The sequence below is a fragment of the Jiangella sp. DSM 45060 genome, from assembly GCF_900105175.1.
Classification (GTDB): Bacteria; Actinomycetota; Actinomycetes; order Jiangellales; family Jiangellaceae; genus Jiangella.
The window spans coordinates 1,264,916-1,287,217 of sequence record NZ_LT629771.1 but is presented as its reverse complement, the minus strand read 5'-3'; the positions used below and the strand labels follow the sequence as shown (position 1 = coordinate 1,287,217).

The following is a 22,302-nucleotide window of genomic DNA, read 5'->3' as shown; positions in this document are numbered from 1 at the left end:
ACTCAGCGCCGGCCGCCGTCGACTCATCGTCGAGGAGACAGCATGCGCGCTCCACGAAGGATCCTGGCCGCCATCGGTTCGTTCGCGGTGGCCGTCGCCGCCGCGATCGCCGCCGGCCCACCCGCGGCGCAGGCCGCGCAGATCGAGGAAGTGATCGGCGACTTCGAAAGCACCGCCGAGGTCTGGAACCTCAACCTGGGGCCCGAGTTCCCCGGGGCGCAGGGCACCTTCACCCGCGACGCGACGGACGCGGCCACCGGCGAGCGGTCCGGGTTGGTCACGGCCGCTTTCAGCGGCGGCGGCAACTACGTCCTGCTCGGACGGTCGCTCGGGCTCGACCTCACCGAGCTGTCGTTCCAGGTCCGGTCGGCCGACGTCAGCAGGATCGGGCTGCGGCTGACCGACTCGACCGGCCAGGTCCACCAGCAGCGCGTCCCGATCGCGCCCGGCGGCGCATGGCAGCAGGTCGCCATCACCGACTTCGCCGGTGGCGAGTCCAACATCCACTACGGCGGCGCGAACGACGGCATCTGGCACGGTCCGGCCCGGTCCATCGGCCTGATCATCGACCGCGGCTTCGTGCTGCCGGCGGACAAGACGGCCGACGTGCGGTTCGACGCCGTCACGGTGACCGCTCCCCCGCCGGTGCTCGAGATCGAGCAGACGGCGCCGGGGAACATCTTCGAGGACAGCCAGCCGGTCGAGTTCGGCCTCACCTCGCGCGCCGACACCGTGAGCTGGACCGTCACGGACGCGTGGGGCGACCAGGTGGCGTCCGGCGACACCGCCGTCGACGTCACCGCCGGCCTGACGGTTCCGGTCGACACGCCCGGCTACTACGCGATCGCCTTCACCGCGGTCCAGGACGGCGCCGTGATCGGCAGCTCCGAGACCGACTTCGCCGTCGTCGAGGAGTTCGACCCCTCACCGTCCGACGAGCGGTTCATGATCGCCGAACACCTCACGCGCCCGGACTGGGGCGACCCGAACTACGAGCTGGTCGGCATCGCGGACAAGCTCGGCACCCAGCGGGTCCGCGAAGACGCCGGCTGGGGCGAGATCGAGAAGCAGCCGGGCGAGTACACGTACACCCGCTACGACCCCATGGTCGAGGCCCTCGACGGCGCCGGCATGAGCTGGGCGCCGATGTTCGGCTACACGAACAAGTTCTACGACAACAACGCCACGCCCCACACCGACGAGGCCCGCGCCGGCTACGCCGCCTACACCGTCGACGCGATCGAGAAGTACGACCTCGAGTCGGTCGAGATCTACAACGAGTTCAACATCGCCTTCGGCGACCGCGGCGACGGCCCCGCCGACAGCCGCGCCGACTACTACTTCCCGCTGCTGAAGACCACTTACGAGACGGTCAAGGCCGAGCACCCCGATGTGACGGTGGTCGGCGGCGTCACGTCGTCCATCCCGTTCCAGTGGCTCGAGCAGCTGTTCCAGCTCGGCGGCCTGGAGTACATGGACGTGCTGTCCGTCCACCCGTACCGGTTCCCCAGCGCTCCTGAGGGCATGGAGGCCGACCTCGAGCGGCTCGACGCGCTGGTCCGTCAGTACAACGACGGCGAGTCGATCCCGATCTGGATCACCGAGCAGAGCTGGCCCACCAACACGGGCGCCACCGGCGTCAGCGAGGCCACCTCCGCCGCCTACCTGGTGCGGACCCACGTGGTCGCGTTCGCCAACGGCGTCGAGCGCTACACCTGGTACAACATGATGAACAAGGGCCTGAACGAGACCGACGTCGAGCACCGGTACGGCCTGATCCGCAACACCAACGACCCCCGCGGCAAGTGGACGCCCAAGCCCGGCTACGCCGCCTACGCGGCCATGACCCGAGCGCTGGACGCCGCCGCGTACGACCACGAGGAGACCGTGGCCGACGGCATCCACAGCCACGTCTTCGATCGCGACGGAACCCCCGTCCGGGTCCTGTGGTCCGACGAGCCGACGACCGTCTCGGTGCAGACCGCGCCGGACACGACCGTCTCGGTGACCGACCTCATGGGCGCCTCCGACACCTACCGGAGCCGAGCCGACCGCATCCACCTCACGCTCGGCTCGGCGCCGATCTACCTCACCGGTGAGGTCGAGGGCATCGCGCCCGACGACAAGATCACGCTCGCCCCGGTGGCCGACGCGGTCGCGGCCGGCGACGACATCGCGCTCGAGCTGACCATCGACAACTCCGTCACGCCTCGCGCGCCGATCAGCGGCAGCCTCGACATCGCCGGCACGTCGGTCCCGGTGTCGGTGCGGCCGGGACAGGTCGCGACCATCCCGGTGACGGTTCCGGGCACCACCACGCTCGGCCCGCGCGACCTCGTCGGCACCCTGCGACTGTCCGGCGCTCCCGCGGCCCGCCTCACCACCCAGGTGCAGGTGGTCGAACCGCTCACGATGACGGCCACGCACCGCCTGGACGCCGCCGGCGCCGACGTCCTGCGCGTCGGCGTGGCCAACGCCTCGGTCGACGAGGTGGCCCTGGACGGCCTCGCCTGGACGATCGGCGGCCAGACCGGCACCGCGCAGGTCCCCGCCGCCATCGCGGGCGGCGCCACCTACGAGGTCGACATCCCGCTCGCGGGGTTCCCGGCCGGCCGGCACACGCGGGAACTGCGGCTGACCGGTCCGGACGTCGACGACGTCGTCAGCACGGGCACGGTCGCGGTCGTCGCGACCGACGCCATCGGCTCGTTCCCCCAGCGGTCGATCACGGTCGACGGCGTCCTCGACGACCTCGCCGGCGTCCCGTCGGTCGACTTCCTCGCCGACGGCGTCGTGGCCATCTCCGACCACGGCGGCCCCGACGACCTCGGTGGTCAGCTCTGGACCACCTGGGACGACGAGAACGTGTACCTGAGCGCGCGGATCGACGACGACGTCCACTTCCAGTCCGAGACCGGCACCGCGGTCTGGTTCGGCGACGGGTTCCAGTTCGGCTTCGCCGCGGGGCTGCCGGGCGAGACGCGGGCCTGGGACGAGCTGGGCATGTCGCTCACCGAGAACGGCCCGGAGCTGTACCGCTGGCTGTCCGCGCAGGGCCGGCCCACCGGGCTCATCGAGGACGCCGACCTCGCCATCACCCGCGACGACGCCGCCGCGGAGACCGTCTACGAGCTGGCCATCCCGTGGAGCGAGCTCACTCCGTTCGAGCCCGACCACCGGCTGCTCAGCTTCTCGATCATCCTCAACGAGAACGACGGACAGGAGCGGCGCGGCTGGATCCGCTACGGCGACGGCATTGCCACGGCCAAGGACCCGGCCCGCTACAGCCCGTTCCGCCTGGATCCGCTGCCCTGATCGAACCCCCCGGTCCCGCGACGTCGAAGGAGACGACGATGCGATCGACTCGACGGCAGTTCCTGCGATCGACCGGTCTCGGGATCGCCGGCCTGGCCCTGCCCTGGCAGGGCCAGGCCGCGGGGGCGGAGGAGGCGGCGGGCTTCGCTCCCGCGGCCTCGCCGCTGCTGCTCGGCGTGAACGGCCACCCCTACAACAACGACGCGTACACCCCCGCGAACGGCGTCCCCTACGAGACGCAGGTGGCCATGCTCAGCGCGCTGGGCATGGGCATCTACCGCACGGACATCGGCACCGACGCGTCCGGCCGGGCACCGGTGCACAACTCGGTGCTGCGGATGATGGGGCTGCTCGGCGACGCCGGGATCGCCTGTATGCCGATGCTCGGCGACAACTGCGACCCGGCGCTGACCAACCAGCAGAACTACGACCGCGGCTTCGCGAAGGCGGCCGGCTTCGCCACCCACTACGGCCCGTACTTCACCCACGTCAACCTCGGCAACGAGTGGGAACTGAACGACGGGTTCAAGACCGGCACGGGCGCGTCGTCCGGTCACTACGACCTGACCATGGCCGAGCGGTCCATGCACTGGATCAGGGGCGCGAACGACGGCCTCAAGTCGGTGAAGCCGGCCGCGAAGACGTCCATAGCGGCCGCCGGCTGGTATCCGGTCTGGTGGCAGGGCTACGTGTTGGAGAACGTCGGCCTCGACTTCGTCGACTGGCACTGGTACGCCGACATGGAGCGGAACAAGTCGGAGATCGGCGTCGACAACATCTTCGACGACCTCTGGACCCGGTACGGGCTGCCGATCTGGGTGTCGGAGACGAACGATCGGCCGAACCGCAACCGCGGCGACCTGGAGAACCAGCAACTCCAGGTCAACTGGCACCAGAAGATCCACCAGCTGTGCCTCGAGCATCCGCGGGTCGAGGCCGTGATCTGGTACGAGCTGCTGACCCAGCCGCAGCGCGACACGACCGTCCCGGCCGAGTACGTCGAGGCGAACTACGGCATGGTGGCCTTTCCGGGCTTCGACCGCGCGAACCCCGACTACACCGGCTGGTCGTACCGGAAGCTGCCCCGCCGGCTCATGGGCGCCGACGTCCTCATCGGCGGCTTCGAAGGGCCGAGCGAGGGCTGGACGTTCGCCAACGGCCCGGAGTTCCCCGGCGCCACGGGCTCGTTCCAGCGCAACGACGCCCACCACATGGGCGGCGAGCTCGCCGGCCTGCTCTCCGGCGACTTCACCGCCGGCGGGGCGTACGTCCAGGTGTCGCGGACCGTCGCGAGCCTGCCCGTCCGCACGCTGAGGTTCTGGGTGCTGAGCAGCACGGTGCAGCGCATCGGGCTGCGGATGACCGACAGCACCGGCCAGACCCACCAGCAGACGATCGCCATCGCGCCCGACGGCGTCTGGCAGGAGGTCGCCGTGTCCGACTTCGCGGGCGGCGCCGGCTACGTCCACTTCGGCGGGGCCGACGACGGCGTCTGGCACGGGCCGGCGACCAGGGTCGGCCTCGTCCTGGACGAGGGCGGGCTCACCGCCGGCCGCGTCACCGGCGCCGTCCGGTTCGACGAGGTCGTCGCCACCGTCCAGGACGTGCCCTGATCACCACCACTCCTCGAGGAGAGCGCATGCACATCCCCCGAAGGATCGCCGCGGCCATCGCGGCCGCCGCCGCGGCGGCCGCCGGTCTCGTCGCGGCGCCGGCGGCGACACAGGCCCTGGACCTCACCACCACGATCGGCGACTTCGAGGCCGCCGGAGACGGCTGGGGCCTCGACCTGGGACCGGAGTTCCCCGGCGCCCAGGGCTCGTTCACGATCGACGCCACCGACGCCGTCAGCGGGTCGTCGTCCGGCGTCCTGCACGGCGACTTCACCGGCGGCGGCAACTACGTCCAGGTGCGCAAGAGCATCTCGCTCGACGCGGTCGGGCTGAGCTTCCAGGCCAGGACTGACGACGTCGCCCGGCTCGGGCTGCGCCTGGTCGACTCCACCGGCCAGACCCACCAGCAGCGCCTCGCCCTCACGCCCGGTGGCTGGCAGCAGATCACGGTCACGGACTTCGCCGGCGGCAGCGGGTACCTGCACTTCGGCGGCGCGAACGACGGCGTCTGGCACGGCCCGGCGACGAGTATCGCGTTCATCGTCGACAAAGCCAGCGTGCCGGCGGCGAGCCTCACCGGCAGCGTGCGGCTCGACGCCGTCACCGTGACGGCCCAGCCGCCGGCCCTGGTCATCGAGCAGACCACGCCGGGCAACATCGTCGAGCAGCCCGACGAGGTGACGCTCGGCCTGGTGTCGCGGGGCGACACCGTGAACTGGACGGTCACCGACTTCTGGGGTGAGCAGGTCGCGGCGGGTGACACGCCCATCGACACCCAGACGCAGCTCACCCTGCCCATCGACACCCCGGGTCATTACGTCTTCGCGGCCACCGCGACCCTCGACGGCGAGGTGATCGCCACCCGGGAGACCGACGTGGCGCTGCTGGCCGCAACTGAGCGGCTGTCCGCGACGGAGTCCCCGTTCGGCCTGGCCGAGCACCTGTCCTGGGACTCGACCAAGGACCCCGGCTACCTGCTCCCGGAGATCGCGGCGATGGCGGGGGCCGCGACGGTGCGCCAGGACGCCGGCTGGGGGACCATCGAGCCGCGTCCGGGCGAGTACGTCTTCGACGGGTACGACGGCATGGTCGACAGCCTGGACGCCGCCGGCTCCACGTGGCTGGCGATGTTCGGCTACACCAACGCCCACCACGACGGCAACGCCACCCCCTACACCGACGCCGGCCGCCAGGCCTACGCGAACTACGTGGCCGCCACCGTCGAGCACTACGACCTGCCGTGGGCCGAGGTGTACAACGAGTTCAACATCGGCTTCGGCGACCGCGGCGACGGTCCGGCCGACAGCCGCGCCGACTACTACTTCCCGCTGCTGAAGGCGACCTACGAGACCGTCAAGGCCGAGCGGCCGGACGTCACCGTCGTCGGCGGCGTCACGTCCTCGGTGCCGATGCAGTGGCTGGAGCAGCTGTTCCAGCTCGGCGGCCTGGAGTACATGGACGTGCTCTCGGTGCACCCCTACCGCTACCCGGGCGACCCCGAGGGCGTGGAGGACGTGCTCGCCCGGCTCGACGCTCTGGTCCGTGAGTACAACGGCGGCGAGCCGATTCCGATCTGGATCACCGAGCAGGGCTGGCCCACCAACACCGGAGCCACCGGCGTCAGCGAAGCGACCCAGGCCGCCAACTTCGTGCGGGCGAACGTCCTCTCGCTGGCTTCGGGCGTCGACCGCCACATCATGTACAACATGTCGGAGAAGGGCCTGAACGACGCGTCCAACGAGGACCGGTTCGGGATCATCCGGCACCACGACAACCCCCGCGGCCGCTGGGTGCCCAAGCCCGCGTATGTGAGCTACGCGACGATGACCCGCGCGCTCGGCACCGCCGACTTCATCAGCCGCGACGACGTCGCCGACGGTGTGCGCAGCTACCTGTTCGACAACGCCGGAACCCCGGTGCGCGTGCTCTGGGCCGAGGAACCGACGACGGTGGCGATCGCGTCGGAGGACCGGCTCACCGTCACCGACCTGACGGGCGCGTCCGAGCGGTACGACGCCAACGCCGGCCGCATCCACCTGACGCTCGGCGACAACCCCGTCTACGTCACCGGCGACGTGACCTCGATCGAGGTGAGCGACACGCTCGCGCTGCGGCCGGTCGCCGGCGCCACCGTGGCCGCCGGCGACCCGGTCGAGCTGGAGCTGGCGATCGACAACACCGGCGAGCCCCGCGCGCCGATCGTCGGCACCTTCCACCTCGGCGGCCGGTCCGTGACCGTCCACGTGGCGCCCGGCCGGACGGCGACCGTCCCGGTCACGCTCCCGGCCACCGACGAGCTCGGGCCGCGAGAACTGGTCGGCACGTTCGAGGAGCGGCGCGGCACGACGGCCCGGCTCGCCACCGGCGTCACCGTCATCGAGCCGCTGACGGTCACGGCCGCGCACCGGCTCGACGACACCGGCGCGCACGTGCTGACGGCGACCGTCACGAACGCCGCCAGCCGTGACGTCGAGCTCACTGCGCTGGAGTGGACCATCGGCGACACCTCGGGCACCGCCGAGGTGCCGGCGACGCTGGCCGGCGGGGCCGGCGTCGACGTCGACCTCCCGCTCGACGGGCTCGCCGAGGCGAGACACGCGTACGAGCTGCGGCTGACCGCTCCCGGCGTCGCCGACGTCGTGCGCGCGGGCTCGGTGTCGATCGTCGCCGACGACACGATCGCGCCCATCGCACACCGGCCGATCACCGTCGACGGCGTCCTGGACGACCTCGGCGACGTGCCGGGGTTCGACCTGCTCGCCGACGGCGTCAACCGGCTCTCCGGCCACATCGGCCCGGACGACCTCTCCGGCCAGGTCTGGACCACGTGGGACGAGGAGAACGTCTACCTGTCGGCGCGGATCCACGACGACGTGCACAGCCAGACCTCCTCCGGTGACGGCGTCTGGGCCGGCGACGGCTTCCAGTTCGGCTTCGCCGCCGGTCTGCCAGGCGAGACCCGGGCCTGGGACGAGCTCGGACTCACGTTGACCGCGGACGGCCCGGAGGTCTACCGCTGGCTCGCCGCCGGTGGCCGTCCGGTCGGCGTGGTCGACGGGGTGGACGTCGCGATCGTCCGGCACGACGACACCGACGAGACCGTCTACGAGCTGGCCGTCCCCTGGTCGGAGCTGACCCCGTTCCGGCCCGCGGACCGGCTGATCAGCTTCTCGCTCATCGTCAACGAGAACGACGGTACCGGCCGCGACGGCTGGATCGCCTGGGGCGACGGGATCGCGACCACCAAGGACCCCGCGCGCTATCTCCCCTTCCGCCTGGACCCGTGACCGCCGGCCCGGCCGGAGCCGTCACCGGCGGCTCCGGCCGGGCCCCGACCCCACCCCCGCTCCACTCGACCACCGGAGGCAACGATGCGACCGACCCGTCGAGAACTGCTCAAGGCCGCCGGCCTGGCCACCGCCGGCGCGGCCCTCCCCCTCCCGGCCGTTCTGGCCACGGCCGGCCAGTCGTCCGCGGCGACGCCGCTGCGCTTCGGCGCCAACGGCCATCCCTACAACACCAAGGCGTACGACGCCGACGCCGAGCCCGGCGTCCCCTACGCCACCCAGGTGGCCATGCTCACCGCGATGGGCATGGACGTCTACCGCACCGACATCAAGACCGACGCCGCCGGCCGGTCGACCAACCACACCAAGTTCCTCACCATGCAGGGCCTGCTCGCCGACGCCGGCATCGACTGCCTGCCGATGGTGTACGACAACTACTCGCCGGACATCTCGCCACAGGAGAACTACGACCGCGGCTACGCGCTGATGGCCGGGTTCGCCACCGATTACGGCCACATGTTCACCCACTACAACCTGGGCAACGAGTGGGAGCTGTTCAAGAAACTGCTGCTCAGCCCGGACGGCGAGGTCGCCGGCGATTTCGACCTGCCGAAATGCGAACGGGCGATGAACTGGATCAAGGGAGCGAACGCCGGCCTGAAGTCGGTGCGGCCCACGGCGAAGACGTCGGTGTCGGTGTCCGGCTACTTCCCGATCTGGTGGCAGGGCTACGTCCTGGACAACGTGGACCTCGACTTCATCGACTGGCACTGGTACGCCGAGATGCAGCGCGGCATCGCCGGCCTCCCGGTCAGCGGAATCACCAACGTCTTCGACTGGCTCTGGTCCGAGTACGGCCTGCCGATCTGGGTGGCCGAGACCAACGAGCGGCCGTCGCAGACGCGCAGCGACGCGGAGAACCAGCAGCGCCAGGTCAACTGGTACCACCAGATCCGCGCCATCTGCGAGGCGCATCCGCACGTCGAGGCGCTCGTCCTCTACGAACTGCTCACCCAGCCGGTGCGGACGGACTCCTACACCGAGGCCAACTACGGGCTGGTCTCGTTCCCGAACTTCGACCCGGTCACCATGGACCACACCGACTGGTCGTACAAGAAGCTGCCGCGCCGGATCATCGGCGCCGACGTGGTGATCGGCGGTTTCGAGGGGCCGAGCGAGGGCTGGGCGCTCGGCCTCGGCCCGGAGTTCCCCGGCGCCACCGGGACGTTCCAGCGCAACGACACCTACGTCATGGGCGGCGCCCTGGCCGGCGTGCTGCACGGCGACTTCACCGGCGGCGGCAACTACGTCCAGATCTCCCGCCCCGTCTCCGGCCTCGCGCTGCGCAAGCTGACGTTCTGGGTGCGGGCGACGACGGTGCAGCGTGTCGGGCTGCGGGTCACCGACAGCACCGGCCAGACCCACCAGCAGAACCTGGCCTTCACGCCGTCCGGCGCCTGGCAGGAGATCGTGGTGTCCGACTTCGACAGCGGCGCCGGCTACCTGCACTTCGGCGGCGCCGACGATGGCGTGTGGCACGGTCCCGCGACCAGGGTCGCGCTGGTGCTGGACAAGTCCGGCCTGGTCTCGGGCCAGACGGGCGGTGTCCGTTTCGACGAGGTCGTGGCCACCGTTCAGGACGTCCCCTGAGCGGGCGGTCCGGCCGGGGCGGCGCCCCGGCCGGACCGGCGACTGGCGACCCTGGCGTGCGAGAAGATCAGCCGGTGGTGCGGCCATTCGGCGTGCGCGGCCGCGTCGGAGCCGCGCCCCGGCGTCAGCGTCAGCACGAGCGCGACGACGTACGGGTCGAACGGGACGATCTGCGGATGCGACCAGGCGCGCTCCCCGGTGAGGAACGGCGCCAGGTGGCCGACCGCACGCGGCAGCGCGTCGCCGTGCCGCCACAGGTCCATGCCGGCGTGCTGGGACAGCGACGCGAGGCACAGCAGACCGAGCAGGTTGAACGCGCAGTACGTCAGCGACAGCGTGCGCCGCAGTTCGTGCGGCATGCTGCCGTCCGCCGCGATCTGCGTTGTCAGCCGGTCCATCGAGCACCGCTCGAGCTGCCGCGCCGCCACGTCCGTCCGGCCGGTGAAGCTCGCGTACGCCACCACCTGGGCGTCGTACCAGGTGCCGTGGTTGTTCGCCTCGGCGCCTTCGACGCGGCCGTGCTCGCTGATGAGCAGCCAGTCGAGGTAGTCGGAGAACCACTGCCGCAGGCCGTCGAGGTCACCGGCGGACCAGTGCCGTCCGGGCTCCAGGTGGCAGACCGCGTCGAGCAGGTAGATCAACCCGGCGGTGTCGATGATGCCGATGCCGCGGCCCTCGGTGACGCCCGGAACGGCCTGGGCGTGGACGAGGTTCGGGTTCATCCGCGTGGCCGGATCGAGGAACCAGTGCCGGAGATACCGCCCGGCGAAGCGGGCGTGGCCGGCGTCGCCGGTCACGCGATGGGCCACGACCGCCGAGGACACCGCGAGGCACATGGCGTCGAGGCGGGCGTTGTCGTGGTCGTGGTAGGCGGGGTTGACCTCACCGTCGCGCCGCACCCACGGGAGGCCGCCGGGCCGCGCCGGATCGGGCCACCAGTACGGTGCGATGCTCAGGTAGTCGTGTGGCGAGCCGCTCGGCGCCGGCACGGGCTTGTCCGTCACGCTCCGCAATCCGCCCCGGCGCAGCTCGGCGCACTCGGCGGCGAGGACGGCCCGCGCCCGCGCGTCGGCCGCCAGGCTGCGCGTCACCTCGTCCCAGGCTCGATCGGGGATGAGGAACGCCGCCGGCGCCGTCACCGCGAGCCGGCCGCGTCCGGTGCGGCGAGCCGCACGCTGACGGAGGTGCCGTCGGGCCAGGTGACGCTCGCGTCGGCGTCGGCGATGCGCACCGCGGTGCGGTCGGCGTCGTCGGCCGCCGACGGCACTCCGGCCAGCACGACGACGGCGGCGTAGACCGTTCCGGTGCGGATCGGCGCGCTCGTCCGCGCCCAGGGCGTCGCCGACCACCGCCCGAGTGGGTTCGACCCAGCGGACGCACGCACGCCGGCGTCGTCGACACCGTCGCAGCCGACGACCACGCTGGTCAGACCGCTCTCGGTCGTCGCTGCGGCGTGCCGGTCACCGAGTCGGTGCGCGGGCGCGGCCGCGTCGCTCGCCACGGCCCAGCCGCCGAAGCGCAGCCGCCACGGGCCGGGATCGACCAGCCGATGGGCGTCCGGGTCGTCAGCGGCGGCGGTGCCCGGACGGCCGAAGTCCGGCGGGACGGGGTCGACCCGAGCCAGCCGCACCTCGACGCCGCCGCGGACCAGCGTCGCGGTGGTGAGCCACGGGCCGACCCGCATGCTCTCGGTGTCCTGGGTGGTGCCGGCGGCAGCGGACAGCTCGAGCCAGTGGGCCCGGCCGCTCGACGCCAGGGCATCCGGACCGGCGTCGACGCGCCGCAGCGGCGTCCGATGGCTCGGCCGGCCCTCGGCGTCGAGAAGCGCGACGTGGGAGTCGAACGGCGCCTGCGCGTCGCCGTGCGAGAGTTCGGGCGCCGCGTGCGTCGCGTAGCCGTGCCGGGCGTAGAACGGCAGGTCGGCCGCGGCCGCCGGGACCGCCGCGTGGTCGGTGCCGTGGTTGAGCACGCGCACGATGCCGTCGGACCGGGTCGCGGCGACGATCCAGCTGGGCGGCTCGACGACGCGGTGCACGTCGCCGGACTCGACCGGCAGCGGCCGCTCCTCCGCCGTCCACACCGGGTGCGACGGCGCCAGCACGAGTCCGGCGAAGCCCTTGCTCGCCCAGTAGGGCGACCCCGGGCCGGAGTAGTACTGCCGGATGCGCGGGAACGCGCCGTGCCAGCCGATCGGCAGCAGGCCGCGCTCGTCGCGGGCGCCGTGGCCGAGGAAGTACCGGAGCACGCCGTTGGCCAGCCGCCGGGTCACGCCGGGCGGCACCGTCGCGGCGTCGACCGCGGCGCCCGGCGCCTGTGCGTCGGCGACCGCGCCCGCCCAGAACGGCGCCAGCATCGCGAACCGATAGGTCAGCGAGCGGCCTTGGAGCACCGGTGCGCCGTCGGCGGCGACCAGGTATTGAGCATCCTGCAGGTACCGGCGCAGCCGGTCGCGGACCGTCGCGGCGAACCCGGCATCGGCGTCCGTGGCCAGGATGCGCGAGTACCAGACCGGGTAGAAGTGCATCGCCCAGCCGACGTAGTAGTCGAAGTTGCGGACGCCACCATCGGTGTACCAGCCGTCGGCGACGTACCAGCTCTCGTGCGCCGCGAGGTTGCGCTCGATGTCGGCGGGGTCCCACGGGCCGCCCACGGTGCGCAGGAACGCCTCGACGATGTTCTGGAACCACACCCAGTTGTTGCCGTAGCCGCCCTGCCCCACGATGTCGCCGAGCCAGTCGACGACCTGTGCGCGGGTACGGTCGGAGAGCCGCGACCAGATCCACGGCCTGGTCTCGTGCAGGCCGATCGCGACGGACGCCGCCTCGACGTGCGCCTGCCGCCGTTCGGTGAGCCGCGGCCAGCGCTCGCGCGACTCGGGATCGACGCCGGCCGCGATGCCGCGCGCGTACCAGCCGGCGAGGTCGTGCGGGTCGTCGCCGCCGGCGCCGGCGAGCCGGAAGCCGGCCAGCAGGAACGTGCGCGCGAAGCCTTCCAGGCCGTCGCTCCAGCGCCCCGACCTGCTGGCCGGCCCGGGCAGGTGCACCAGGGCGTTCGACGCCGTGGCGTAGCGGCGCGGCGCGAGCAGCAACGCGTCGGCCGTCGCCTCCCAGTGCGCACGGGTCCAGCCGGTGAACGGCGCGCCCTCCCGGTCCTCGGCGATCTGGTCCGTTCTCAAAGCGCTTTGGGCCGGCACTCGGAACTCCCTTGCGTCGGTGACGTGGAGCGGTGGGAGAATCCAATCAGCCCGGCGGAGTCCCGGCAAGGGGCAGCCCACATCGCTTTGGACGAGCGTTGGTGCTACGCTCGGCCGAGTTTCGCGAGGTCGCGCTCCCCTGCCGGCCGGTCGCGATCGGAGGGCGCACGTGACACAGAACGACAGCGCCGCGGCACGCGACCAGCGGCGCCGCGTCACCCTCCACGACGTCGCCACGGCCGCCGGGCTCAGCATCACCACCGTCTCGCGCGCCCTGGCCGGCTACGACGACGTCGCCGAGGCCACCCGGCTGCGGGTCGCCCAGCTCGCCCAGCGCCTGGGCTACCGTCCCAGTCTGCGCGCCCGCCACCTCGCCATGGGCCGCCAGGCGAGCCTGCGCTGCGCGGTGGTCAGCCTCGGCCTGCCCGCGGCTCGCTTCCACGGCTCGGCCTACGGCCCGACGCTGACCGGCATCCTGTCCGGCGCGGCGGCGCAGGGCATGGACGTCCAGCTCGCCGCCATGGAGTCGAAGGATCCGTCGGCAGAGCTGGCCGGCTTCGTGGCCGAGGACCGCGCCGACGGTCTGCTCATCGTCGCGCCGGCCGCGCTGGGTGCGCGCGACCTCGAGCCGCTGGAACGGGCCGGCACGCCCTACGTCCTGGTCAACCGTCATCTGGGGCACGAGCCGGACGCGTTCGCGGTGAACTGCGTGACCCCGGACTGGGTGGCCGGCACCCGCGACGCCGTCCGCCGTCTGCACCGCCTCGGCCATCGCCGGATGGCCGCGGTCTTCCCTCGCGGCTCCGCCCCGACCTCGACGGCGCTCGACCACGAGCAGGGCTGGCACGATGCCGTCGCCGAACTCGGCCTCGACCCCGCCGACGCGCCGATCGTGCGCGCGGCCGGACCCCTGACCGACACCGCCGGCGGCGACCTCGCCCGGCAGCTGCTCACGCACGGCCTGCCCGTGTCGGGCCAGCCGCCCACGGCGATCCTCGCCTACAACGACCACGTCGCGCACAGCGTGCTCGACGCCGCCCGCGAGCTGGGCGTCCCGGTGCCCGAGCGACTCACGGTGATCGGGTTCGACAACTCGATCAGCAGGTTCCTGTGGCCGGCCGTGTGCAGCTACGACCCGCACTTCCACACCACCGGCGAACGGGCCGCCCTCCTCTTGGCCGGCCTCCTGCACGGGCGGTCAGCCGGTGACGATCCGGCGCGGGTGATGATCCCACTCGACCACCACTGCCGCGCCAGCTGCGCCCCAGCGCCACGCTGAGGGCCCGTGGCGCCGGTGGAGACCGCGGATCCTCGAGCGGCCGCGTCAGAACGCCGGGACGGAGACGCCGGCGGCCGCGAGCTCGGACCACAGCTCCAGCGGTACCGCCTGTGCGGCCGCGCGGACATTGGCGGCCGCCTCGTCCGGCCGCTGCATGCCGACGACGGCGCACCGGACGGCTGGATGCCGCAGGACGTACTGCAGGGCCACCGCCGGCAGGGTGACGCCGTGGCGAGCGCACAGCCCGGCCAGGACCCGGGCCCGTTCCAGCAGCGCTGCCGGCGCCGGCGCGTACCGGAAGGTCGCGTCGGCGCCGGGCGACGGCGACGCCAGCAGACCCGAACCGAACACGCTCGCCGCCACCACGTCCACGCCGCGCCCGGCGCACTCGGGCAGGAAGGACGCCGCGGCGGGCTGGGCGAGCAGCGAGTACTGCCCGGCCATCATGACGACGTCCAGGGCGCCGGTGGCGACCAGCACCGACAGCGCCGGCAGGTCCATCGAGCCGACGCCGATCGCCCGCACGACGCCCTCCTCCCGCAACGACACCAGCGCGGGCAGGGCGGTCGACAGCGCCTCCGGCAGCCGTTGCTCGGGGTCGTGCAGGTAGAGGACGTCGACCCGGTCCAGGCCCAGGCGAACCAGGCTCTCGTCGAGGCTGCGCCTGATGCCGTCGCCACTGAGGTCCCAGACCCGCTCGTGGGTGGCCGGCACACGGAACCCGCGGTCGACGCCCGGCTCCGCGCCGTCCACGGGCCGCAGCAGCCGGCCGGCCTTGGTGGAGACGAGGTAGGAGTCGCGCTCGTACGACGACAGTGCCGAGCCCAGGCGCCGTTCCGACAGCCCCAGACCGTAGTGCGGCGCCGTGTCGAAGTACCGGATCCCGGCCTCCCACGCGGCCGCCACCGTGGCGGCGGCGTCGGCGTCGCTCACCTCGGTGCTGAGGTTGCCGATGGACGCGCCGCCGAAACCCAGTGACGGCAGCTCCACCGCCGTCATCGCCGGCCCCGCACCTGACCGGCGTGCTCGCGGGCGACGTCCAGGAAACCGTCGAGCACGCTGGTGCGTCCGTCCTTCCGCCAGACGGCGTACAGCCCGATCCGGGTGCCGGTGCCGGACAGCGGCCGGTAGACGAGACCGTCGATGGACAGGTGCCGGAACGACGCCGGCACGACGGTGACACCCATGCCGCCGGCCACCAGGCCGAGCACGCTCTGCACGTCCGACGACTGCTGAACGATGCGCGGCGTGAACCCGGCGTCGACACAGCTGGAGACGATCTTGTCGTACATGCCGGGAGCGCGGTCGCGGTCGAACATCAGCAGTGAGTCGTCCGCCAGCGACGCGAGCCGGGCCTTGGCTCGCTGCGCGGCGGGGTGGTCGGCGGGCAGGACGGCGACCAGCGGCTCGTCCACCAGGAGCTCGCTGTCCAGCTCGTCGGTCTCCTGGAACTCGCGGACGAACCCGACCGTCAACGCCTCGTCGAGCACCATGGCGACCTGCTCCGTCGCGCTGCGGCTCATGAGCTGCAGGCCGACGCCGGGGTGCCGGCGCCGGAACGCCACCAGGATCGGCGGCAGGATCTCGTAGCTCGCCGAGACGACGTAGCCGATGCGCAGCAGCCCCGCCTCGCCGCGCTCGGCCCGCTGAGCGCTCTGGACGGCGGCGCCGACCTGCAGCAACGCCCGGCGGCACTCGTCGAGGAACACCCGCCCGGCGGCGGTCAGCTCGACCGTGCGCGTGGTGCGGCGCAGCAGCTGCACGCCGATGGCGCGTTCGAGGCCGATGATGGACTGGCTGAGCGCGGGCTGCGCGAGTTGCAGCCGGGCAGCCGCGCGGCCGAAGTGGAGCTCTTCGGCGACCGCCACGAAATAGCGCAGCTGCCGCAGCTCGACCCGTCCGTTCCACGACTCGTCGGGCACGCCGACGATCCTAGCCATCACCACGCGGCCACCGAGCCGATCCACTCGAGCCGCTCGTCGGGAATCAGCCCGAAGGTGTGCACCCGCGCCCCCGCGGCGCCGGCGGCCGCGGCGTCCTGCACCCGCCGGGCCACTTCGTCGCACGACCGCACATCCGGAGGGAACGCCCGCACGCTGGCCAGCACCGCACACGCGTCGCCCGCCGCGGCGACCGCGCCCGCGAGGTCCCGCGCGGCATCGTCCGGCGCCCGGCCGTCGGTGCTGACGACGACGGCGTCGGCCAGCCCGGCGAGAGCGGGCGTCAGCGGCGAGCGCGATCCGACCGTCTGCGGCGACACCCCGACGTGCACGGCCACCGGCAGCCCCGCCGACCGCGCCGGCTCGGCCGCCGCCGCGGCGAGCTCCGCGCCGACGCCGTCGCGCATCTGCGCGAGCAGGGCCAGCTCGGCCCGCAGCGCCACGTCCAGCTCGGCGTCGCCCCCACCCGCGAGCCGCCGGGCGACCTCGTCGCGGACGGCTCCGGCGAGCCGCCCGGGATCGCCGCCCCGCGCGCCGAACAGCCGCCGGCAGGCCGTGCAGAAGCACAGCGACAGCAGGTACACGGTGTCGTCGCTGACCGGAACCCCGGCCTTGTCGTGCAGGGACGCGTGCCGGAAACCGTGGTAGCCGACGGCCTCCAGCTCGACCCAGTCCGGGGCCAGCCGGTCCGTCGCGTCACGCACCAGCGCGGCCGCGTAGTCGCGGACCTCGGCGTGGGCGGGGCACAGGGCGTGGCGATAGACGTCGCCGAAGCAGTTGACCAGCGCCAGGTCGGGCGCCGACGATGCCAGCCGGGTGGAGTGCAGCACGCTCAGCCAGGCACCCGCGGCCAGGCCGGCCGAGCGGCACGACCCGATCGCCGCGACCGCGCTGCCGGCCCACGGACGCGGCGGGGCGGCCGGCCGCAGCCGCGCGGGGTACCGCCGCGCCTCGACCGGCCAGTAGGCCGCGCTGTGCGGAACGTCGACGACGCGCGGCGCGTCGCCGCGGGGCCGCAGCGCCCGGACGGCGTGGTACGCGCCGGCCACACAGACCGCGGACACCCCGGCGGCGGCGATCGCCTCGCCCGCCGGGGGATCCAGGGCGAACTCCCAGGGGTAGGCCAGCAGCGCCGCACCGCTCACCATCGCGGCCTCCGGTCCGCCCAGCCGGGCACGTGCCGGCGCATCGCCGCGACGTCGTCGCGCGGGCCCCGACCGTGGCGGACCCAGCGCTCGTGCATCCGGGCCAGCCGGTCGCGGTCCAGGGTGACGCCGAGGCCGGGAGCATCGCCGACGGTGACGCGGCCCTCCTTGATGACCGGCGCGTCGACGACGTCCTCGACCGTCCACGGGTGGTGGGTGTCGCACGAGTAGGCCAGCCCGGGCAGCACGGCGGCCGCCTGCACCATGGCGGCCAGGCTGATGCCGAGGTGGGAGTTGGAGTGCATCGACAGCCGCAGTCCGAGCGACGCGGCGACGGCGCCGAGCTGCTGGGTGGCCCGCAGCCCGCCCCAGAAATGATGGTCGGCCAGGACGATTCCGGCGCTGCCCAGCTCGACACAGCGGCGGATCTGCCGGAACGACGTCACGACCATGTTGGTGGCCAGCGGCGTCGGCGTGGCCGCGGCGACCTCGGCCATGCCGGTCAGCCCGGCGGTGGGGTCCTCCAGGTACTCCAGCAGCCCGGCCGCCGACTCGGCGACGCCGACACTGGTGGGGACGGTCCAGGCGGCGTTCGGGTCGATCCGCAGCGCGACGCCGGGGAACTCCGCGGCCAGCAGCCGCAGCGTCTCGACCTCGAGCGCGGGCTCCAGCACGCCGCCCTTCAGCTTGAGCGCGCCGAAGCCGTACTCGCCGACGAACCGCCGGGCCAGCCCGGCCATCGCGGCGGGATCGAGGACCTCGCCCCAGTCGTCGACGGGCTCGCCCGGATGCGCGCCGAACTTGAAGAACAGGTACCCGCAGAAGTCGACCTCGGCGCGGACCCGGCCGCCGAGCAGCTGGTGCACCGGCCGCCCGAGCAGCCGCCCCTGCGCGTCGAGGAACGCCACCTCGAACGCCGAGTACGCCTTCACCCGCGTGGTCCCGGCGAAGGTGCCCGGCTCGCGCACCTCGGCCGGTCCGGTGATGTCCGGCTGGCCGTCGACCAGCGGGTCGACGCCCACCACGCGCCCCAGCGCGGCGAGGTCGAACACGTCCACCCCCGGCAGCCGCTCCGCCGCCGAGCGCGCGGCCGCAAGGACCGCCGGGTCGCCGAACGTCTCGCCCAGGCCGACCGCGCCGGCCGCCGTCTCGACCTCGATGACCAGCCGTGACACGGCCGGGCCGTGCACGCCCGCGGAGTTGCGCAGCGGCGGCTCGGCGAACGCGACCGGGGTCAGCCGCACCGCCCGGACCGTGCTGTCGCCGCTCATCGGTCCGCCCGCATCGCGACGCCGCGGCTGCGCGCCTGCGCCAGCAGCCCGCCGTCGACGGCCAGGCAGTGCCCGGTGGTCGACCGCGCCTCGTCCGAGACCAGGAAGGCGACCGCGGCGGCGACGTCCTCCGGCGCGGCGCCGCGGCCCAGCGGCAGGTCGGGGTGGTCGCCGCCGACGGCCGCCGGCACGACGGCGTTCACCCGGATCCCGTGCTCCCCCAGGTCGACCGCCAGTGCGCGGGTCAACGCCTCGACCGCGCCCTTCGTCGCGTCGTACACGGCCCGGTGCAGGTGGGCGCGCGTGGCGCCGGGCGACGAGACGGTGACGACGGCGCCCGCCTCGCCCGCGGCGATCCACCGGCGGGCGGCCGCCAGCGACAGCGCCAGCACCGGCCGCACGTTGATCGCCTGCGCGGCGTCCCAGTCGGCGACGGTGACGTCCTGCGGACGGCGGCGCGGCCCGGTGACGCCCGCGTTGGTGACGACGGCGCGCAACTCCGGCACCTCACCGACCAGCCGCTCGACTCGCGCGAGATCGGCGTCGTCGGCCAGGTCGGCCACCACGTCGTCCGGCCCGCCCGCGTCCAGCCCGACCCCCACGACCCGCCAGCCGTCGGCGCGCAGCCGCTCGGCCAGCGCGTCGCCGACCAGTCCGGTCGCACCCGTCAGCAGCACCGCTCCCCGGCTCACAGCGCGCTCTCCCCCGTCCCCGGCCCCTGCGGCGCCTCGGCGTACCCGTCGGCCGTCACCGGGAACCGCGGCCGGGCCGGCCGCCCGGCGACGATCACCTCGTAGTACGTCGTGTTCGGAATGGCGCAGGCCAGGTGCAGGTTCGCCGCGCCCCCGCCGTGCACCTCGGCGCGCAGGCCGTGCGCGTCGGCGAGGTGGGCGATGCGCAGCGCGCCGGTGACGCCGTCCTTGTAGTGCACGCCGGTGCGGACGAGGTCGACGGCGCCGGCGGCGATCCAGTCGGCGACGGCGTGGTGCACGCCGGGCGTCGTCTCGGGCCCGAGGATCGGCACGCCCACGGCCTCGCGCAGCCGCACGTACGGGCCCAGCGCCCACTCGCGCATCGGCTCCTCGTACCAGCCGAACCCGAGGTCGGTGAGGACGTGCCCGAGCCGGACCGCGTCGCGCAGGTCGAACGCGCCCGACCCGTCGTACATGAGGTCGACGTCGTCGCCGACGTGCCGGCGCAGCCGCCGGGCCAGCTCCGCGTCGCGTGCGACGTCGCCCCAGGCGTGCAACTTGATCGCGGTGAAGCCGGCGCCCAGGCACTCGTCCGCGACGGCGAGGTAGGTGTCGACGTCGTCGTACGTGACGGTGCTCGCGTACGCCGGGATGCGGGTGCGGGCGCCGCCGAGCAGTGCGTACAGCGGCAGCCCGGCCGCCTTCGCCTTGAGGTCCCAGAGCGCGACGTCGACCGGGCCGAGCGCGTACGGCGGGAAGTGCTCGACGCGGTCGGCCTCGTGCAGCGCCGCCCAGCAGTCCTCGGTGAGCAGCGCGTCGCGGCCGGTCAGCGTGGGCCGGATGCGCCGTTCGACGAGGTCGACGCCGATGGCGCCGCGCGGCAGCACCGCCACGCCGACGGTGCCGTCGTCGGCGACGATCTCCAGCTGCGTCACGTCGCGGGTCGTCCCCGACGCCGGCAGGCCGTCGCGCCATCGGAACGGCGGGTCGACCGGCAGCGTGTGCGCGGTGGCCCGGACGTCGACGATGGTCCGTGCGGTCATGACGTGCTCACCCCTTCAGTGCGCCGGTGGACAGCCCGGCGACGACGTGCCGTTGCAGCAGGACGTAGACGATGACGACGGGGACGACGGTGATCAGCACACCGGCGGCGATCAGGCCGTAGTCGCTGGCGTACTCGGAGCTGAACGAGGCCAGGCCCAGGGAGATGGTCCGGTTCTCCGGGCTGCGGATCAGCACGCTCGCGTACACGTACTCGTTCCACGCGCCGAGGAACTCCAGCACCGCCACCGTCGCCAGCGCGGGCTTGCACAGCGGCAGCACCACGCGGCGGAAGATGGTCAGCTCGCCCGCGCCGTCGATGAGGGCCGCCTCCTCGAGCTCCGCCGGCACGTCCTTCATGAACGCGGCCAGCAGGAACACCGCCTTGGGCAGCGCGAACGCGGTGTAGACGAGGACCAGCGAGGTCAGGCTGTCCAGCAGGCCGGCGTTGTTCATGACGATGAACGTCGGCACCAGCAGTGCCTGCAGCGGGACGCCGACGCCGATCGCGAACGCCAGATACACCAGCGACGACCCCGGGAAGCGCATCCGCACGATCGTGTACGCCACCGTGGCCGCCAGCCCCGTGCTCAGCACCGTCGTCACGACCGCCACCAACGCGGTGTTGACGAAGTAGTCGCCGATGTGCGCCGTGGTCCAGGCCCGGGTCAGGTTGGCGAAGCCCCACGATTCCGGCAGTGCGAACGGGTCGGCGAAGATCTCCGCGTTGGACTTGAACGCCGAGATCGCCACGAACGCGAACCCGAACACGGTGATCGCCGCGTAGCCCCAGACGAACGACCCGCGGGCCGCCGCCAGCAGCGGCCGCCGCCGCGCCCCTGTCGGTGCCGTCGTCATGCCGCCCTCCTCCCCGTGACCAGCCGGAACAGCCGCGGGATGCTCACGACCACCACGACGACCGCCGTGATGACCACCGCGACCGCGCTGCCGTAGCCGTACTCGAACCGCTCGAACCCCTGGGCGTACAGGTAGGAACCGGTGATCTCGGTCCGGTTGCCGGGCCCGCCGCCGGTCATCAGCAGCACGAAGTCGAACACCTTGAACGCCGTCGTGATGCACAGCAGCAAGCACAGGCCGATGGCGCGCGACAGCAGCGGCAGCACGACGTGACGCAGCCGCTGGTAGCCGTTGACGCCGTCGATCTCGGCCGCCTCGAGGACCTCGCCGGGCAGCCCCTGCATGGCCGCCAGCAGGATGATCATCATCAGCCCGACCTCCTTCCACAACAGCGGGACGGAGACGGCGGTCATCGCGGTCAGCGGGTCGCCCAGCCAGTCGCGGCCGAGGTCGTCCAGGCCGACGCGCTCCAGCAGCGCGTTGAGCACGCCGAAGTTGGGCTCGTAGAGGAAGCCGAACAGCAGCGCGACCGCGGCGGTCGAGATGACGACCGGAAGGAAGTACACCGTGCGCAGGAACCGCCAGCCGCGGACCCGCCGGTACAGGAACCAGGCCAGCAGGAACGCGCCGGGCAGCTGCACGAACACCAGCAACGCGGTCATGTAGAGCGTGTTGACCAGCGCCTGCCCGAACACCGGGTCCGACACCAGCCGGGTGAAGTTGTCCAGGCCCACGGGGACCGGGTCGCTGACCGCGTTCCAGTCGTAGAAGCTGTAGAGGACCGTCTGGCCCACCGCGCCGACGAACAGCCAGCCGTACAGCGCGGCCGCGGGCAGCAGGAACGCCGCCAGCACCACGAGGTTGCGGCCGCGGTACCGGTTGCGCCGCAGCCGGGAGCGCCGCCGCGGCCGGACCGGCCCGCGCGCCGCCGGCGCGGAACCGGCGGCCCGGCCGGACGGTGTACGCCCGGCCGGGTCCGCGTGGGTGACGGCGCTGGACGCCGAGGGTGCCGCCATGG

The 22,302-nt window shown here is 73.1% G+C and carries 15 protein-coding genes; 5 read left to right on the top strand and 10 right to left on the bottom strand.

The features are described 5' to 3' along the window. The first annotated feature begins 42 nt into the window (after positions 1 to 42). The 4 genes from BLU82_RS05735 to BLU82_RS05720 all read left to right on the top strand — a co-directional run bounded on the left by BLU82_RS05735 (position 43) and on the right by BLU82_RS05720 (position 9,865). On the top strand, positions 43 to 3,315 hold the full coding sequence (locus BLU82_RS05735; protein ID WP_092616917.1) for a glycosyl hydrolase: 3,273 nt from the start codon (positions 43 to 45) through the stop codon (positions 3,313 to 3,315). Between the two features lie 38 nt (positions 3,316 to 3,353). Continuing rightward, positions 3,354 to 4,928 carry a glycosyl hydrolase gene (locus BLU82_RS05730; protein WP_092616914.1) on the top strand — a complete coding sequence of 525 codons (1,575 nt, stop codon included), beginning with the start codon at positions 3,354 to 3,356 and terminating at the stop codon, positions 4,926 to 4,928. 26 nt (positions 4,929 to 4,954) lie between these two features. Further along, positions 4,955 to 8,215, top strand: a complete 3,261-nt coding sequence (locus BLU82_RS05725; RefSeq protein ID WP_092616911.1) for a sugar-binding protein — start codon at positions 4,955 to 4,957, stop codon at positions 8,213 to 8,215. Positions 8,216 to 8,299: 84 nt separating this feature from the next. Next, complete coding sequence (locus BLU82_RS05720) at positions 8,300 to 9,865, top strand: glycosyl hydrolase (protein WP_092616909.1); 1,566 nt, start codon at positions 8,300 to 8,302, stop codon at positions 9,863 to 9,865. On the opposite strand, the gene BLU82_RS05715 is transcribed toward BLU82_RS05720, so the two are convergent. Beyond that, positions 9,850 to 10,956 (bottom strand): alginate lyase family protein, encoded by a 1,107-nt coding sequence (locus BLU82_RS05715; protein ID WP_157740612.1) that lies wholly within the window; start codon positions 10,954 to 10,956, stop codon positions 9,850 to 9,852. The two genes, BLU82_RS05720 and BLU82_RS05715, sit on opposite strands and share 16 nt — an antisense overlap. A 44-nt stretch (positions 10,957 to 11,000) precedes the next feature. Then, the gene (locus BLU82_RS05710) at positions 11,001 to 13,040 is read right to left on the bottom strand and encodes a DUF2264 domain-containing protein (protein ID WP_197682758.1); all 2,040 of its coding nucleotides are present in this window, start codon (positions 13,038 to 13,040) and stop codon (positions 11,001 to 11,003) included. Positions 13,041 to 13,227: 187 nt separating this feature from the next. Between BLU82_RS05710 and BLU82_RS05705 the strand changes: the two genes are divergently transcribed. Beyond that, the gene (locus BLU82_RS05705; protein ID WP_172885538.1) at positions 13,228 to 14,337 is read left to right on the top strand and encodes a LacI family DNA-binding transcriptional regulator; all 1,110 of its coding nucleotides are present in this window, start codon (positions 13,228 to 13,230) and stop codon (positions 14,335 to 14,337) included. A 45-nt stretch (positions 14,338 to 14,382) separates the two neighbouring features. Here BLU82_RS05705 and BLU82_RS05700 read toward each other — a convergent pair whose 3' ends face one another. The 8 genes from BLU82_RS05700 to BLU82_RS05670 are packed head-to-tail and all read right to left on the bottom strand — an operon-like array spanning position 14,383 to position 22,300. Continuing rightward, the gene (locus BLU82_RS05700; protein WP_092616903.1) at positions 14,383 to 15,336 is read right to left on the bottom strand and encodes an aldo/keto reductase; all 954 of its coding nucleotides are present in this window, start codon (positions 15,334 to 15,336) and stop codon (positions 14,383 to 14,385) included. Beyond that, the gene (locus tag BLU82_RS05695) at positions 15,333 to 16,259 is read right to left on the bottom strand and encodes a LysR substrate-binding domain-containing protein (RefSeq protein WP_172885537.1); all 927 of its coding nucleotides are present in this window, start codon (positions 16,257 to 16,259) and stop codon (positions 15,333 to 15,335) included. Before BLU82_RS05695 ends, BLU82_RS05700 begins: the two co-directional genes overlap by 4 nt. A 17-nt stretch (positions 16,260 to 16,276) precedes the next feature. Beyond that, entirely contained in the window at positions 16,277 to 17,425 is a 1,149-nt protein-coding gene (locus tag BLU82_RS05690; protein WP_092616896.1) for a hypothetical protein, read from the bottom strand. Continuing rightward, the gene (locus BLU82_RS05685) at positions 17,419 to 18,693 is read right to left on the bottom strand and encodes an enolase C-terminal domain-like protein (protein WP_092616796.1); all 1,275 of its coding nucleotides are present in this window, start codon (positions 18,691 to 18,693) and stop codon (positions 17,419 to 17,421) included. The genes BLU82_RS05690 and BLU82_RS05685 overlap by 7 nt, the downstream gene beginning before the upstream one ends. Continuing rightward, positions 18,690 to 19,385: an SDR family NAD(P)-dependent oxidoreductase gene (locus BLU82_RS34020; protein WP_157740606.1), complete on the bottom strand. Its 696-nt coding sequence runs from the start codon at positions 19,383 to 19,385 to the stop codon at positions 18,690 to 18,692. The genes BLU82_RS05685 and BLU82_RS34020 overlap by 4 nt, the downstream gene beginning before the upstream one ends. Next, positions 19,382 to 20,428 (bottom strand): enolase C-terminal domain-like protein, encoded by a 1,047-nt coding sequence (locus tag BLU82_RS34015; RefSeq protein ID WP_157740604.1) that lies wholly within the window; start codon positions 20,426 to 20,428, stop codon positions 19,382 to 19,384. The genes BLU82_RS34020 and BLU82_RS34015 overlap by 4 nt, the downstream gene beginning before the upstream one ends. Positions 20,429 to 20,435: 7 nt before the next feature. Next, positions 20,436 to 21,284: a carbohydrate ABC transporter permease gene (locus tag BLU82_RS05675; protein ID WP_092616793.1), complete on the bottom strand. Its 849-nt coding sequence runs from the start codon at positions 21,282 to 21,284 to the stop codon at positions 20,436 to 20,438. Beyond that, positions 21,281 to 22,300: a carbohydrate ABC transporter permease gene (locus BLU82_RS05670; RefSeq protein WP_092616790.1), complete on the bottom strand. Its 1,020-nt coding sequence runs from the start codon at positions 22,298 to 22,300 to the stop codon at positions 21,281 to 21,283. The genes BLU82_RS05675 and BLU82_RS05670 overlap by 4 nt, the downstream gene beginning before the upstream one ends. Positions 22,301 to 22,302: the final 2 nt, after the last annotated feature.